Source organism: Planomonospora alba, from assembly GCF_039534085.1.
GTDB lineage: Bacteria > Actinomycetota > Actinomycetes > Streptosporangiales > Streptosporangiaceae > Planomonospora_B > Planomonospora_B alba.
On record NZ_BAAAUT010000004.1, the window covers coordinates 26423 to 40571 of the forward strand.

Consider the following 14149-nt stretch of genomic DNA (forward strand, 5'->3'; position numbering starts at 1 on the left):
GCGGCGGGGCGGGTTCACAGCTGGAGCGACTTGGTCTCCAGATACTCCTCCAGCCCGAACTCGCCCAGCTCGCGGCCGATCCCCGACTGCTTGTAGCCCCCGAAGGGGGCCAGCGGGTTGAACCTCCCGCCGTTGATCGACACCTGGCCGGTGCGCAGGCGCCGCGCCAGCGCGACCGCCCGCTCCTCGTCGCCGGACCAGACCGCGCCCGCCAGCCCGTACGGCGTGCCGTCGGCGATGGCGACGGCCTCGTCCTCGCCCCGGCTGTAGGGGATGATCGACAGGACCGGGCCGAAGATCTCCTCCTGCTCGATGGCCATGCCCGGCGCGACGCCGGCGAAGACCGTGGGCGCCACGTAGAAGCCCCGCTCCAGGGGGCGGTCGGTGCCGCCGGCGACCAGCCGGGCGCCCTCCTCCTGGCCCCGGTTGATGTAGCGGATCACGCGGTCGCGCTGCGCGGCGGAGACCAGCGGGCCGAGCCTGGTGCCCTCGTCGAACGGGTCGCCGACGGTGTATCCGGCGGCGGCCTCCACCGCGAGCGCGACGGCCTCGTCGTACTGGTCGCGATGGACGATCATGCGGGTCCAGGCGGAGCAGGTCTGGCCGGAGTTGAGGAAGGCGTTGGCCACCGTCGCCCTGACCGCCGCCGGGAGGTCGGCGTCGGGCAGGACCACGCTCGCCGACTTGCCGCCGAGCTCCAGCGCGACCCGCTTGACCGTCTCGGCGGCGAGCGCGGCGACCCGGCGGCCCGCCCGGGTGGAGCCGGTGAAGGAGACCATGTCCACGCCGGGGTGGGCGGCGAGGGCCTCGCCGATCACCGGGCCGCGCCCGCTGAGCATGTTGAACACCCCGGGGGGCAGCCCCACCTCGTCGAAGACCCCGGCCAGCGCGAAGGCCGCCAGCGGCGCCACCTCGCTGGGCTTGAGCACGACCGTGCACCCGGCGGCGAGCGCCGGGCCGACCTTGCACACGATCTGGTGGAGCGGGTAGTTCCACGGCGTGATCGCGCCGACCACGCCGACCGGCTCCCGCAGGATCCGGGAGTTGCCGATCCGCCGGGCGTCGAAGTCGTAGGTCTCCGCCAGGTGCGCGTAGGAGTCCAGCACCTGGGCGGGCATCAGGGTCTGCACCTTCGTCGCCAGGCCGTACGGGGCGCCCATGTCGGTGGAGATGATCCTGGCTATCTGGTCGGAGCGCTCCCGGATCAGCGCGGCCGCGGCGGCGAGGACCTTGCCCCGCTCGGCGGGGGCCGTGCCGGACCAGGCCGGCAGGGCCGCGCGGGCGGCGGCCACGGCGGCCTCGACGTCGTCGGGCGAGCCCGCGGGGACGCGGTCGGTCAGCTCCTCGGTGGCCGGGTTGACCACGTCGATGCTCTCGCCCGATGCCGACGGCTGCCAGGCTCCGTTCAGATAAAGGTGACGCATTCCCTCATCCTCGCGCGCGGACCGGTGGAAGGCGAGAGCTCCTGCCATCACGAATCGTAGTGGTAACGACACTCACAGTCACATGGCGGTCGGAGCCCTCCGCCGTCTCGCCCGCCAAGGATACGAAGGAGCGTCTCGCTCGGCGGGAAATGGCCGAGGATATTGCGAACTTGTCATAAATGGCGGTCATGACCGTACGGCGGACCCTCCCGGCCCGCCGTACGGGCGCCGGTCCGCGACACCGGCTCAGTCGAAGATCGGCGGCCGGGTCCGCGAGCGCTTCAGTTCGAAGAAACCGTCGAAGCCGGCGACGAGCCGGACCCCGTCCCAGAGCCGGCCCGCCTCCTCGCCCTTGGGCGCGGGCGAGATGACCGGCCCGAAGAACGCGACGTCGCCGACCGCGATCACCGGGGTGCCGACCTCCTGGCCGACTCGGTCGATGCCGTCGGCGTGCGAGGCGCGCAGCGCCGCGTCGTACTCGCCGGAGTCCATCGCGTCGGCGAAGGACCGGTCGAGCCCCGCCGCCTCCAGCGCCTCCTCGACGGTCTCGCGGAGCGTGTCGAGCCGCTTGACCGCGCCCTGGTTGTGCAGGCGGACGCCCAGCTCGGTGTAGAGGCGGCCCACCGTCTCGGAGCCGTGCTCCTCCTGCACCGCGGTGACCACGCGCGCCGGCCCGAGGGCCTTGGCGGTCATCTCGCGGTACTCCTCGGGGACGTCCTTGTCCTCGTTGAGGACGTACAGGCTCATGATGTGCCAGCGCGGCTCGATCGGCCGCACCTTCTCCACCTCCAGCAGCCAGCGGGACGTCATCCACGCGAACGGGCAGAAGGGGTCGAACCAGAGGTCCACCGGAGTGTGTTCGGTCATGTGTCGGCTCCCTCGTCGGGCAACGGTCTTCGACAAGAACGGTCTTCCCGGGCGGCACCCCGGGGCATCACACCTGTGTTCCGGGTCCGTCCCGGGACCGGACCGCCGCCGCGGGACGCCGTCCCGCCGCGTGTGCGATCCTCCGCACGACGGTTCTGTGCCCCACGTGGCAGGATTCAGGCAGTCCTCCAGCGAGGGAGCGGAGGAAGTTGCGACGAGGGAGCGGTAGTGGCAGGCAATCTGACCCGTGACGAGGCCCGTGAGCGCGCAGGGTTGCTCAGTGTGCAGTCGTATGCGGTGGAGCTCGACCTGACCGAGGGTGAGGAGCGCTTCGAGAGCGTCACCACGGTCCGCTTCACCAGCAACCGGGTGGGCGCGGAGACGTTCATCGACCTGGCCGGCGCCAAGGTGCGCAAGGCCGTGCTGAACGGCACCGAGCTGGACGTGAACACCTACGACCCGGAGGCCGGGCGGCTCCCGCTGCCGGACCTGGCACAGAGCAACGAGCTGCGGATCGACGCCGACTGCTCCTACATGCGCACCGGCGAGGGCCTGCACCGCTTCGTCGACCCGGTCGACAAGAACGTCTACCTGCACAGCCAGTTCGAGACGGCCGACGCCCACCGGATGTACGCCTGCTTCGACCAGCCCGACCTGAAGGCGACCTTCGAGCTGACCGTGCTCGCGCCCTCCTACTGGGAGGTGATCTCCAACGCGGCGCCCGACGAGATCGAGGAGCTGCCCGAGCACCGGGGCAGGCACGGCGCCCTGCAGGCCGCCAAGCGCTGGCACTTCCCGCCCACCCCGGTGATGAGCACCTACATCACCGCGCTGTGCGCCGGGCCGTACCACAAGGTGACCTCCGAGCACGACGGCATCCCGCTGGGCATCTACTGCCGGGCCTCGCTCGCCGAGCACCTCGACCCGGAGAACATCTTCGAGGTCACCCGGCAGGGCTTCGACTTCTTCCACAAGGTCTTCGGCATCCGCTACCCCTTCGGCAAGTACGACCAGCTGTTCGTGCCGGAGTTCAACGCCGGCGCGATGGAGAACGCCGGCTGCGTGACCTTCCTGGAGGACTACGTCTTCCGCTCCCGCGTCACCGACGCCGTGATCGAGCGCCGGGCCGAGACGATCCTGCACGAGATGGCGCACATGTGGTTCGGCGACCTCGTCACCATGCGCTGGTGGGACGACCTGTGGCTGAACGAGTCGTTCGCGACCTACGCCTCGGTGCTCTGCCAGGCCGAGGCCACCCGCTGGGGGCAGGGCGCCTGGACGACCTTCGCCAACGTGGAGAAGGCCTGGGCCTACCGCCAGGACCAGCTGCCCTCCACCCACCCGATCGCCGCCGACATCGTCGACATGCACGCGGTCGAGGTCAACTTCGACGGCATCACCTACGCCAAGGGCGCCTCGGTCCTCAAGCAGCTCGTCGCCTACGTCGGCCTGGACAACTTCCTGGCGGGCGTGCGCGACTACTTCAACGAGCACGCCTGGGGCAACACCGAGCTGTCCGACCTGCTGCGCGCGCTGGAGCGCACCAGCGGCCGGAACCTGTCGGAGTGGTCCAAGGAATGGCTGGAGACCGCCTGGGTCAACACCCTGCGCCCCTCCTTCGAGGTCGACGAGGCGGGCCGCTTCACGGCCTTCGAGGTGCTTCAGGAGGCGCCGGCCGACTACCCGACGCTCCGCTCGCACCGCGTCGCCATCGGCCTGTACTCCTACTCCGGCGACGCCCTCGTCCGCGTCAAGCGGGTCGAGCTCGACGTGGTCGGCGCCCGTACGGCCGTGCCCGAGCTGGTCGGCGAGGCCCAGCCGGACCTGGTGCTGATCAACGACGACGACCTGACCTACGCCAAGATCCGGCTGGACGAGCGCTCGCTGCGCACCCTGGTCGAGGGCGGCATCGCGAAGTTCGACGGGGTCTCGGGCTCCCTGCCCCGCGCGCTGTGCTGGTCGGCGGCCTGGGACATGACCCGCGACGCCGAGATGGCCACCCGCGACTACGTGGCGCTGGTCGCCTCGGGCATCGCCTCGGTCAAGGACATCACCGTCGCCCAGACCGTGCTCCGCCAGGCCCGCCTGGCCGTGCAGCAGTACGCCGACCCGGCCTGGCGCGCCGAGGGCCTGGCCACGCTGGCCGCCGCGCTGCGCTCCCTCGTCGCGGCGGCGGAGCCCGGCTCCGACCACCAGCTCGCCTACGTCAACGCCCTGGCCGCCACCGCCGTCTCCGCCGACGACCTGGCGTTCCTCTCCGGCCTGCTCGACGGCACGACCGTGCTGGAGGGCCTGACCGTGGACACCGACCTGCGCTGGACCCTCGTCCAGGCCCTGGTCTCCGGCGGCGTGCTCGGCGACGCCGACATCGCCGAGGAGCTGCTGCGCGACCCCACCGCGACCGGCGAGCGCGCCGCCGCGCTGGCCCGGGCCGCGCTGCCCACCGCCGAGGCCAAGGCCGAGGCCTGGTCCGCGATCACCGGGGGCAGGCTGAGCGGCGCCCTGCTCCGCTCGACGATCGGCGGCTTCATGGACCCGCGCCACCCCGAGCTGCTGGAGCCGTACGCCGACCGGTACTTCGCCGAGATCGGCCGGATCTGGAAGTCCTGGACCTCCGACAGCGCGCAGAGCTTCGCCAACGGCTGCTACCCGGCCCTGGCCGTCTCCCCGGAGACCGTCGCCAAGACGGAGCGGCTGATCGAGGACAGCGACCCGCCGCAGGCGCTGCGCCGCCTGCTCATGGAGGGCGCCGACGGCGTCCGCCGCGCCCTGCGGGCCCAGGCCAGGGACGCCGCGGCCTGAGGAACCGGACCGGACGGCGCCCCCGCGGGGGCGCCGTCGCGCTCCCCTTCGAGTACGGTTCCGCCGGTCCGCGCGGACCGGCGGAGCCGGGAAACGTGAGATCCTCCCCCTGATGGACTCGGTACAGGACCTGCTCGTCGCGCTCGCCCGGCGGCACGCGTTCGCCGACCTCGAAGCCCTCACCGACGATCCCGAGGTCGCCGCGGTGTGCGAGTTCGGCCAGCGGCTGCTCTCCCTCGACGCCGAGGACTTCGCGGTCGAGGCGCCGCAGGTGCCCCCGGCGCTGCGGCGGCGGGCGCGGGCGTGCACCATGCCGCAGACCCCCCGGCACCAGCCGCGCGGGGCGCTGGAGTCGCTGCGCCCGGCCTACGGGCTGCTGCTGGAGGTGATCGCGATCCGGTGGCACCGGCGCGAGCTCAGCCCCATGGTGGCCGCCCTGCACATCGCCAGCGAATATCTCCCGCTGCTCGCCTTCGAGCCGGTGCTCGGGCACGCGGGCGACCCGGTCCGCTGGCCCGCCGGGCTGAGCGCGCCGGGCAGCCGGTTCGGCGTGATCGGCGACCGGGGGTGCGACCACACCAAGGCCGAGCAGTCGGCCGCCAACCGGACCCTGCGCGTGGCCGCCGAGCCCGCCGAGGGCTGGCGCGCCTACTTCGACCGGCAGCACAGCCAGGTGGCCGGCGCGCTGGCCACCTGCGTGTCCGGCTGCCGCACTCCCTGCACCTCGATGGACTGGGTGGACGGCGGGCTCCGCGACGACCTCGCGCTGCGCTCGCGGGTGGCGCTGGCCTTCGCCGACACCCCGCTGGTACGGCTCCGCCACGCGGCCCCGGTGGGTCACGGCTTCGGGGTGCCCTCCCCCGAGGAGGTCCTGGACGCCTGGGAGCGGAGCCGGGTCCTGCTGGCCAAGAACGAGGTGGGCGGCGCCGCGGCGCGGGAGGACGGGTTCCCGCTGCCGGGCCTGCCGAGCCTGTTCTCCGCCGTCGCCGCCGCGCCGGTGGCCCCCTCGACCCTCCTGGAGGACGTCGCCGTCCACCTGGTCGAACTGCTGCGGGCCTGAGGGGACCGACCGGGCGGGGAGGCCCGGACCTCTCTAGAGAGATATGTATGGATACCCGTTACCCTGCAGTCCCATGCGGGTGACCGTGGTCACAAAAGTGTGAGTTGGGGACTACTAGGCACCCTCTTCGGACTTCGGCTACCGTGAGTCACGTGGACACCGGTCATGTGCCCGAAGACGGTAACAGCACGTCACCGCTCTGGGTCGGTGATCGCCCGGCCGAGGAGAGGCCGGCGGCCCGGCCCGCCGCGCCCTCGTCTGCGCCCGCGTCTACGTACGCGCCGCCCACGGAGCGCGTCACGCTGCGCGCCCTGCTCGGTCATCCCCGGTACCGCCCGCTCCGCCGCCGCCTCCTGATCGCGGTCGTCGCGGGGGTGGCGGGAGGCGTCCTGCTCGCCGGCTGGCGCTGGGGGGTGACCACCGCCGTGCTGGCCGTGATCGCCGACACGGTGCTGCGCGCCCGCTCGCACTCGAGCGTGCCCGCCTGGCGCCGCGCCTCGGTCGCGGAGCGGCGCACGGAGGCCCAGCTGAAACGGCTGGAGCGCGGAGGCTACCGCACGCTGCACGCCCGCGCGATCCCGGACAGCGACGCCCAGATCGACCACCTGGTCATCGGTCCGACCGGGGTCTACGCCGTCGACTCCGAGAAGTGGGACAAGCGGCTCCCGGTCCGCGTGCAGTCGCACCGCAAGCTGTTCCACGGCCCGTTCGACCAGAAGGCCCGCCTCGACGAGGCCCGCTGGGAGGCCGAGGAGGCCTCCCGGCTGATCGGTGAGGCGCTCGGCCGCGAGATCGTCGTGGTCCCGGCCCTGGCGATCTACGGCCCGCCCGTCCCGTGGAAGGTCCTCAACGTCCGCAGCGTCGACGTCTTCGACGGCTCGCGCGTCCGCAAGTGGATCACCAAGCGGGAGCGGTCGCTCACCGACACCGAGATCGCGAAGATCTACGAGATCGCCGAGCGGGCCCTGCCCGCCCGCTACCCCGAGGGCTGACCCCTCGTTCCCCCGGCGCCCGGCGGCCTCCCGCCGGGCGTTCCGCATGCCGCCCCTCCTCCGCGCCGTCCCCGCCCCGCCCTCCCTCACGGCGCTTCCCGGCGGTCCCGCGCGGCCGCCCTGCACGGCGTCCCCGCCGTCCGGAAGATGGACCGCGTGTCTCATCAGCCGGGCGTGGGCCGTACCATTTGAAGACTCGGTGTCGATGATGGGAGAAGCGTCATGCCCGCCCTCAGGTCTCGTACGGTCACTCACGGCAGGAACATGGCCGGAGCCCGGGCCCTGCTCCGGGCGACGGGCGTAGCCGGCGGCGACTTCGGCAAGCCCATCATCGCGGTGGCCAACAGCTTCACCCAGTTCGTCCCCGGCCACGTCCACCTGCGCGAGGTCGGCGACGTCGTCGCCGGGGCGATCCGCGAGGCGGGGGCGATCCCGCGCGAGTTCAACACGATCGCGGTGGACGACGGCATCGCCATGGGCCACGGCGGCATGCTCTACTCGCTGCCCAGCCGCGAGCTCATCGCCGACGCGGTCGAGTACATGGTCAACGCGCACTGCGCGGACGCGCTGATCTGCGTCTCCAACTGCGACAAGATCACACCGGGCATGCTGCTGGCGGCCTTCCGGCTCAACATCCCCACGATCTTCGTCTCCGGCGGGCCGATGGAGGCCGGCAAACTGCCCGGCAAGAAGCTCGACCTGATCGATCCCATGATCGCCTCCGCGGACGAGAGCGTCTCCGACGCCGAGCTGCTGGAGATGGAGGAGAGCGCCTGCCCGACCTGCGGCTCGTGCAGCGGCATGTTCACCGCCAACTCGATGAACTGCCTCGCCGAGGCCATCGGCCTGGCGCTGCCCGGCAACGGCACGATCCTGGCCACGCACAAGGCCCGCAGGAAGCTCTTCGAGGACGCCGGGCGGCAGCTGGTCGAGATCACCAAGCGCTACTACGAGCAGGACGACGAGAGCGTGCTGCCGCGCAGCATCGCCACCAAGGAGGCGTTCGAGAACGCCATGGCGCTGGACGTGGCGATGGGCGGCTCCACCAACACGATCCTGCACATCCTGGCCGCCGCCCGGGAGGCGCAGGTCGACTTCGGCCTCAAGGAGATCAACGAGATCTCGCTCCGGGTGCCCTGCCTGTGCAAGGTCGCCCCGGCCACGGACAAGTACCACGTCGAGGACGTGCACCGGGCCGGCGGCATCCCGGCCATCCTGGGCGAGCTGGACCGGGGCGGGCTGCTCCACCGCGACGTGCGCACCGTTGGCGGCGGCACCCTGGGCGACTACCTCGACTCCTGGGACGTGCGTTCGGACAAGGTGCTGCCGGAGGCGCTGGAGCTGTGGCACGCGGCCCCCGGCAACGTGCGGACCGTCAAGCCGTACTCGCAGGACAACCGGTGGGACTCGCTCGACCTGGACCGCGAGGGCGGCTGCGTGCGCGACGTCGAGCACGCCTACACCCGCGACGGCGGCCTGGCCGTGCTCTACGGCAACATCGCCGCCGACGGCTGCATCGTCAAGACCGCCGGCGTGGACGAGTCGATCTGGCGGTTCTCCGGGCCCGCGGTGGTCTTCGAGTCCCAGGAGGACGCGGTCGAGGGAATCCTGAACAACCGGGTCAAGGAGGGCGACGTCGTCGTCATCCGCTACGAGGGCCCCAAGGGCGGACCCGGCATGCAGGAGATGCTCTACCCGACCTCGTTCCTGAAGGGCAAGGGCCTGGGCAAGGCGTGCGCGCTGGTCACCGACGGCCGCTTCTCCGGCGGGACCAGCGGTCTGTCCATCGGCCACGCCTCCCCCGAGGCGGCCGAGGGCGGGACCATCGCCCTGGTCGAGGACGGCGACGTCATCGCCATCGACATCCCCGGCCGGTCGATCGAGCTGCAGGTGCCGGAGGCCGAGCTGGCCGCCCGCCGCGAGCGGCTCCTGGCCGAGCTGGGCGGCTACCGGCCGCGCGACCGCCGCCGCCCGGTCAGCGCCGCGCTCCAGGCCTACGCCGCGCTGACCACCTCGGCCTCCACCGGCGCCTCGCGCGACCTGTCACAGCTCTCCCGCTGACCGGGCTTCCTCCGGGCTCCCGGTGACCGGATCCCTCCGGGCCCGTCCGCGTACCGCGGGCGGGCCCGGCGCGCGTCCGGAACCAGCGCCCTCCGGGACCGGCGCGTGCCGCGCCCCGGCGATCGAACCGGAGGGGGACCACGGGCCTTTCCGGGAGGTTAGAGTCCCGGAAACCGGCACTTTTGTTCGAAAAATGTCGGTAGCCGTCCGTATTGTATGGGTATGGCTACCGTCATGAAGCCCCCTGCCAGCCCGCTGACGACCGCCGAGATCGCCGCCCTCGCCCTGTCCCTGGCACACCTGGGCTCGGGCCCGCAGGCCGCCGCCGCCCGGCACGGCCTCCGCCACGCCTTCGAGCACCTCCAGCTCGACGACGACGTCACCGCCACCACCCTCGCCACCCTGACCGAGCCGCTCCCGGCCGACATCGCCGACCGGGCCAGGACCATCGCGAGCGCCATCACCTCGCGGATGGTGGTCCGCCTGCACTACCGCGACGTCTCCGGCCGGATCACCGTCCGCGACGTCGACCCCGTGACCTGCATGGTCCACCGCGAGCACTGGTACCTCGTGGGCATGTGCCGCCTGCGCGGCGCGATCCGGGCCTTCCGGTTCGACCGGATCATCGCCACCGAGCCGACCTTCGTCCCCGCCCGGCCGCACCTGGCCGAGCGCTTCCTGCCCTTCCAGGGCAAGCGCGCGGCCTGACCCCGGTGAACGGCGTGCCCCCCGCGGGACGCGTCCGCTGAAGGGCCGCGCACTCCCCCGAGACGCCGGAACGCCGCCCCGCGAGCGCGGGGCGGCGTTCCTCCGGGCGGATCCGGCGCGGGGACGCCGCCCGTCTCCGGAGACTCCGGCCGGGGTCAGCCGCCGCAGCAGCCGCCACCGCAGCAGCCGCCACCGCCGGCGGGGCGGGGTGCGGCGGCGCCGCCGGTCACGGCGACCGTGGACAGCAGCCGGACGGTGTCCTCGTGCCCCTCGGGGCAGGGAGCGGGTGCACCGGACTCGGCCATCGGGCGCGACAACTCGAAGGTGGACCCGCAGGCGCGGCAGCGGAAATCGTAACGAGGCATGACACCAGATTACTCAGGCGGCCCGGCTCCTCCCTCCTCCCGGGGACCGCCGCGCAGGTGTCACGGCACCCGGCGCGGCGGTCGCGCTCACCCGAACGCGATCGTGGCGTAGTCGGCGACCGCCCGGTAGCCGATCGCCTGGTAGACCGAGTTGGAGACCGGGTTGGCCAGGTCGGTGAAGAGCAGCACCTCGGCGGCGCCGGCGTCCAGAGCCTCGCGGGTCGCCGCGCGGGTGACCGCCTCGCCGTACCCCCGGCCGCGGAACTCCGGCGGCGTGTAGACCGGGCCGATCCGCGACATCGCGGCGATCGGCGCGGAGAAGGCCGCGCACGCGACGGGACGGCCGCCGTCCTCCCACAGGACCAGCTCCCGCCGGCCGATCCGGCTGGAGACCACCGGGGTCTGGTCCGCCGGCCGCTCCCCCATCGCCTCCAGGTGGAAGTCGGCGAACCAGGCCGTGAGCAGCTCTCGGTCGCCGTCGACCGCGGTGCGGGCGGCCCCGGGGACCGGGCGCCGGGGCGGAGCCATGGACTCCAGCCGGTGGAGGCGCTCGGAGACGCGCCGTACCGCGGGCCGCCACCAGGAGGCGGCGAACGCCTCCGCCTGCGCCAGCGGCCCGCTGACCCCGGGGACCGCCCGCTCGGCCTCGATCAGCGCGGCGGCGAGGGAGGGCACGGCACGGACCGGGAGATCCGGCAGGAGCAGGCCGCGCGGCGGTGTCTGGATCGCCGCGGCCACGGTCTCGCCGTCCTCCTCCAACCGGCCCAGCAGCAGGTCGTCGGTGTGGAGGCCGATCCGGATGCCGCGCAGGACCGTGAGCAGAAGGGTGTTGCGGATCGGATCGCGGAGCAGCCACGGCTCCGCCGCCCCGGCGAACACCTCGACGTCGGAGGTGAAGGTCCATGTCATGCACCGATTGTGCCGATCCGGACCGCGCCGGGGCGAGCGGATGTCAGGCCGCGGTCTCCTCCAGGTAGGGCGCCCACTGCGGGTCGCCCACGACGTGCGCGCCGATCAGCCGCCAGTGGGCGCCGCGCGGCACCGCCGGGACGACGTCGAGCGTCCACCCCAGCTCCTCCAGCAGCCGGTCGGCCTTGCGGTGGTTGCAGGCCGTGCACGAGGCCACGCAGTTCTCCCACGTGTGGGTGCCGCCCCGCGAGCGGGGGATCACGTGGTCGATGGTCTCGGCCCGCTGGCCGCAGTAGACGCACCGGTAGTCGTCCCGGCGCATCAGCGCGGTCCTGGTCAGCGGGATCCGCGACCGGTAGGGGATGCGGACGTAGCGGCGGAGCCTGATCACCGACGGCACGTCGACCGTGCGGCTCGCCGAGCGGAGCACGGCGCCCCGCCCGTCGCGGTGCACGACGTCGGCCTTCTCCCGCAGCACGAGCACGACGGCGCGCTGCAGGGAGAGGGTGGTCAGCGGCTCGAAGGTGGCGTTGAGCAACAGGACCTGGCGCATCAGCGGGCCTCCCCCGCGGTGCGTCGCGTCATCTCGTGGGGCACACCGCGTGCCCCGGTTGGCGGCCCCTCTTGGGGCCCGGGCGCTTCCGTCACGTGGACCTCCGCCGGACGGCCCAGCGGATGGTCACCACGGCGCCGTCCTGGACCAAGTCTGACTTCTGTTTCGGCCTGCCCGCCACCCATAAATGACGGGAGGGGCTGCTGGGGTGTTTTATGCCCGCATTACCCGTTCTTCACTCCTCCGAAGCTCGTTCGGTAACGCGCGGAGCGTAAGCCGTACCTCATCGGCCGTCCGAGGTCGTAGGGTTCGAGCCATGACGCGACAGCCGTACCCGCCCGCCCGCCGTGACGACGTCGTCGATGACCTGCACGGCGTCCCCGTCCCCGACCCCTACCGCTGGCTGGAGGACCCCGACGCCCCGGAGACCGGGGAGTGGCTGGCCGCGCAGGAGAAGCTGTTCACCTCGGAGCTGGGGGCGCTGCCGGGACGCGACCGGTTCAAGGCCCGGGTCGCCGAGCTGCTGAGGTCCGGCACCGTCGGCGCCCCGGTCTGGCGGGGCGAGCGCAGCTTCTTCATGCGGCGGACCCCCGACCAGGAGCACGCGGTGCTGTACACGGTCGACCCCGCCGGCGCCGAGCGGGCGCTGCTCGACCCGACGGCGCTCGACCCGTCGGGGCTGACCACGCTCGACGCCTGGCAGCCCGACAAGGAGGGCCGCCTGCTCGCGTACCAGATCTCCGTGGGCGGCGACGAGGAGTCCAGGCTCTACGTGATGGACGTCGCGACCGGGACCCCGGTCGAGGGGCCGATCGACCGGTGCCGCTACTCCCCCGTCGCCTGGCTGCCCGGCGGCGAGGCGTTCTACTACGTGCGCAGGCTGCCGCCCGCCGAGGTGCCCGAGGGCGAGGAGCAGTACCACCGCCGGGTCTACCTGCACCGCGTCGGCGCCCCCACCGAGGACGACGTGCTGATCTTCGGTGACGGCATGGAGAAGACCAACTACTACGGCGTCGGCGTCTCCCGCGACGGCCGGTGGCTGTCCGTCTCCGCCTCCCGGGGCACGGCCCCGCGCAACGACCTGTGGGTCGCCGACATCCGGGCCTCCTCCCCCGAGGCCCCGGAGCTCGTCGTCGTCCAGGAGGGTGTCGACGCCCAGACCTCGCTGCACTTCGGCCGGGACGGGCGGCTGTACGTCTTCACCGACCGCGACGCCCCCCGCGGCCGCATCTGCGTGACCGACCCGGCCACGCCGCAGGCCGAGCACTGGCGCGACCTGATCCCGCAGGACGCCGAGGCCGTGCTGTCGGACTTCGCGATCCTCGACGACGTGGACCGCCCCGTCATGCTGGCCGGCTGGACCCGGCACGCGATCAGCGAGGTCTCCGTGCACGACCTGGTCACCGGGGAGCGGATCGGCGAGGTCCCCACGCCGGGCCTGGGCACGATCGGCGGCATCAGCGAGCGCCCCGAGGGCGGGCACGAGGCCTGGTTCGGCTACACAGACAACACCACCCCGCCGACCGTGCAGCGCTACGACGCCCGCACCGGCGAGACCACCCTGTGGGCCGCCTCCCCGGGCGCCGTCGAGGTGCCCGCCGTCACCACCGAGCAGGTCGTCTACCGTTCGGCCGACGGCACCGAGGTGCACATGCTGGTGATCTCCCCGCCCGGCGCCGAGGGCCCCCGGCCCACGATCCTGTACGGCTACGGCGGCTTCGGCATCTCGATGACCCCCGGTTACTCGGCCTCGATCCTGGCCTGGGTGGAGGCGGGCGGCACCTACGCCATCGCCCAGCTGCGCGGCGGGGGCGAGCAGGGCGAGCAGTGGCACCGGGCCGGGATGCTGGCCAACAAGCAGAACGTCTTCGACGACCTGCACGCGGCCGCCGAGCACCTGATCGCCACCGGCGTCACCACCCCCGACCGGCTGGCCATCTCCGGCGGCTCCAACGGCGGTCTGCTGGTCGGTGCCGCCCTCACCCAGCGCCCCGACCTCTACGCCGCGGTGGTCTGCTCGGCCCCGCTGCTCGACATGATCCGCTACGAGCTGTTCGGCCTCGGCGCGACCTGGAACGTCGAGTACGGCTCGGCCGACAAGCCCGACGAGTTCGCCTGGCTCCGGTCCTACTCCCCGTACCACCACGTCCGGGAAGGGGTCTCCTATCCGGCGACGCTGTTCACCGTCTTCCAGTCGGACACGCGGGTCCACCCGCTGCACGCCTGGAAGATGTGCGCCGCCCTGCAGCACGCCCAGGCGGCCGACCGGCCGATCCTGCTGCGCAACGAGGCCGAGACCGGTCACGGCGCCCGCGCGGTCAGCAAGACCGTCGACCTCGCCGCCGACCAGCTCACCTTCCTCGCCCACCACACCGGCCTGGCCGTGTAGGACGCCTCCCCGCCGGCGG

Annotated in this window: 11 protein-coding genes; 6 read left to right on the forward strand and 5 right to left on the reverse strand. The window is 72.9% G+C overall.

The annotated features are described in order from the left end of the window. Positions 1-14 precede the first annotated feature (14 nt). Positions 15-1424 carry an aldehyde dehydrogenase family protein gene (locus tag ABD823_RS03130; protein ID WP_344855671.1) on the reverse strand — a complete coding sequence of 470 codons (1410 nt, stop codon included), beginning with the start codon at positions 1422-1424 and terminating at the stop codon, positions 15-17. Between the two features lie 246 nt (positions 1425-1670). Next, positions 1671-2291 carry a mycothiol-dependent nitroreductase Rv2466c family protein gene (locus tag ABD823_RS03135; RefSeq protein ID WP_344855672.1) on the reverse strand — a complete coding sequence of 207 codons (621 nt, stop codon included), beginning with the start codon at positions 2289-2291 and terminating at the stop codon, positions 1671-1673. Positions 2292-2519: 228 nt separating this feature from the next. On the opposite strand from ABD823_RS03135, the gene pepN reads away from it, so the two are divergent. The 5 genes from pepN (at position 2520) to ABD823_RS03160 (ending at position 9914) form a co-directional block, all read left to right on the forward strand. After that, positions 2520-5093 carry an aminopeptidase N gene (pepN, locus tag ABD823_RS03140; protein WP_344855674.1) on the forward strand — a complete coding sequence of 858 codons (2574 nt, stop codon included), beginning with the start codon at positions 2520-2522 and terminating at the stop codon, positions 5091-5093. 112 nt (positions 5094-5205) lie between these two features. Beyond that, entirely contained in the window at positions 5206-6153 is a 948-nt protein-coding gene (locus tag ABD823_RS03145; RefSeq protein ID WP_344855676.1) for a hypothetical protein, read from the forward strand. Positions 6154-6305: 152 nt separating this feature from the next. After that, positions 6306-7145: a nuclease-related domain-containing protein gene (locus tag ABD823_RS03150; protein WP_344855678.1), complete on the forward strand. Its 840-nt coding sequence runs from the start codon at positions 6306-6308 to the stop codon at positions 7143-7145. A gap of 222 nt (positions 7146-7367) precedes the next feature. Beyond that, entirely contained in the window at positions 7368-9206 is a 1839-nt protein-coding gene (ilvD, locus tag ABD823_RS03155; RefSeq protein WP_344855680.1) for a dihydroxy-acid dehydratase, read from the forward strand. Positions 9207-9428: 222 nt separating this feature from the next. After that, the gene (locus ABD823_RS03160; protein WP_344855682.1) at positions 9429-9914 is read left to right on the forward strand and encodes a WYL domain-containing protein; all 486 of its coding nucleotides are present in this window, start codon (positions 9429-9431) and stop codon (positions 9912-9914) included. A 155-nt stretch (positions 9915-10069) separates the two neighbouring features. Here the strand turns inward: ABD823_RS03160 and ABD823_RS03165 are convergent, their stop codons facing one another. The 3 genes from ABD823_RS03165 to ABD823_RS03175 form a co-directional block, all read right to left on the reverse strand. After that, complete coding sequence (locus tag ABD823_RS03165) at positions 10070-10279, reverse strand: FmdB family zinc ribbon protein (RefSeq protein ID WP_344855684.1); 210 nt, start codon at positions 10277-10279, stop codon at positions 10070-10072. Positions 10280-10366: 87 nt separating this feature from the next. Continuing rightward, positions 10367-11188: a GNAT family N-acetyltransferase gene (locus ABD823_RS03170; RefSeq protein ID WP_344855686.1), complete on the reverse strand. Its 822-nt coding sequence runs from the start codon at positions 11186-11188 to the stop codon at positions 10367-10369. Positions 11189-11231: 43 nt separating this feature from the next. Next, entirely contained in the window at positions 11232-11741 is a 510-nt protein-coding gene (locus ABD823_RS03175; RefSeq protein WP_344855688.1) for an HNH endonuclease, read from the reverse strand. Positions 11742-12057: 316 nt separating this feature from the next. On the opposite strand from ABD823_RS03175, the gene ABD823_RS03180 reads away from it, so the two are divergent. Beyond that, on the forward strand, positions 12058-14130 hold the full coding sequence (locus tag ABD823_RS03180; RefSeq protein ID WP_344855690.1) for a prolyl oligopeptidase family serine peptidase: 2073 nt from the start codon (positions 12058-12060) through the stop codon (positions 14128-14130). Positions 14131-14149: the final 19 nt, after the last annotated feature.

What these genes read in the sequence shown, in the direction of transcription:
- ABD823_RS03130 (WP_344855671.1), bottom strand. Translation starts at nt 1,424, where the DNA reads ATGCGTCACCTTTATCTGAACGGAGCCTGGCAGCCGTCGGCATCGGGC.
- ilvD (WP_344855680.1), top strand. Translation starts at nt 7,368, where the DNA reads ATGCCCGCCCTCAGGTCTCGTACGGTCACTCACGGCAGGAACATGGCC.
- ABD823_RS03165 (WP_344855684.1), bottom strand. Translation starts at nt 10,279, where the DNA reads ATGCCTCGTTACGATTTCCGCTGCCGCGCCTGCGGGTCCACCTTCGAG.
- ABD823_RS03145 (WP_344855676.1), top strand. Translation starts at nt 5,206, where the DNA reads ATGGACTCGGTACAGGACCTGCTCGTCGCGCTCGCCCGGCGGCACGCG.
- ABD823_RS03175 (WP_344855688.1), bottom strand. Translation starts at nt 11,741, where the DNA reads ATGCGCCAGGTCCTGTTGCTCAACGCCACCTTCGAGCCGCTGACCACC.
- ABD823_RS03135 (WP_344855672.1), bottom strand. Translation starts at nt 2,291, where the DNA reads ATGACCGAACACACTCCGGTGGACCTCTGGTTCGACCCCTTCTGCCCG.
- ABD823_RS03180 (WP_344855690.1), top strand. Translation starts at nt 12,058, where the DNA reads ATGACGCGACAGCCGTACCCGCCCGCCCGCCGTGACGACGTCGTCGAT.
- ABD823_RS03170 (WP_344855686.1), bottom strand. Translation starts at nt 11,188, where the DNA reads ATGACATGGACCTTCACCTCCGACGTCGAGGTGTTCGCCGGGGCGGCG.
- ABD823_RS03160 (WP_344855682.1), top strand. Translation starts at nt 9,429, where the DNA reads ATGGCTACCGTCATGAAGCCCCCTGCCAGCCCGCTGACGACCGCCGAG.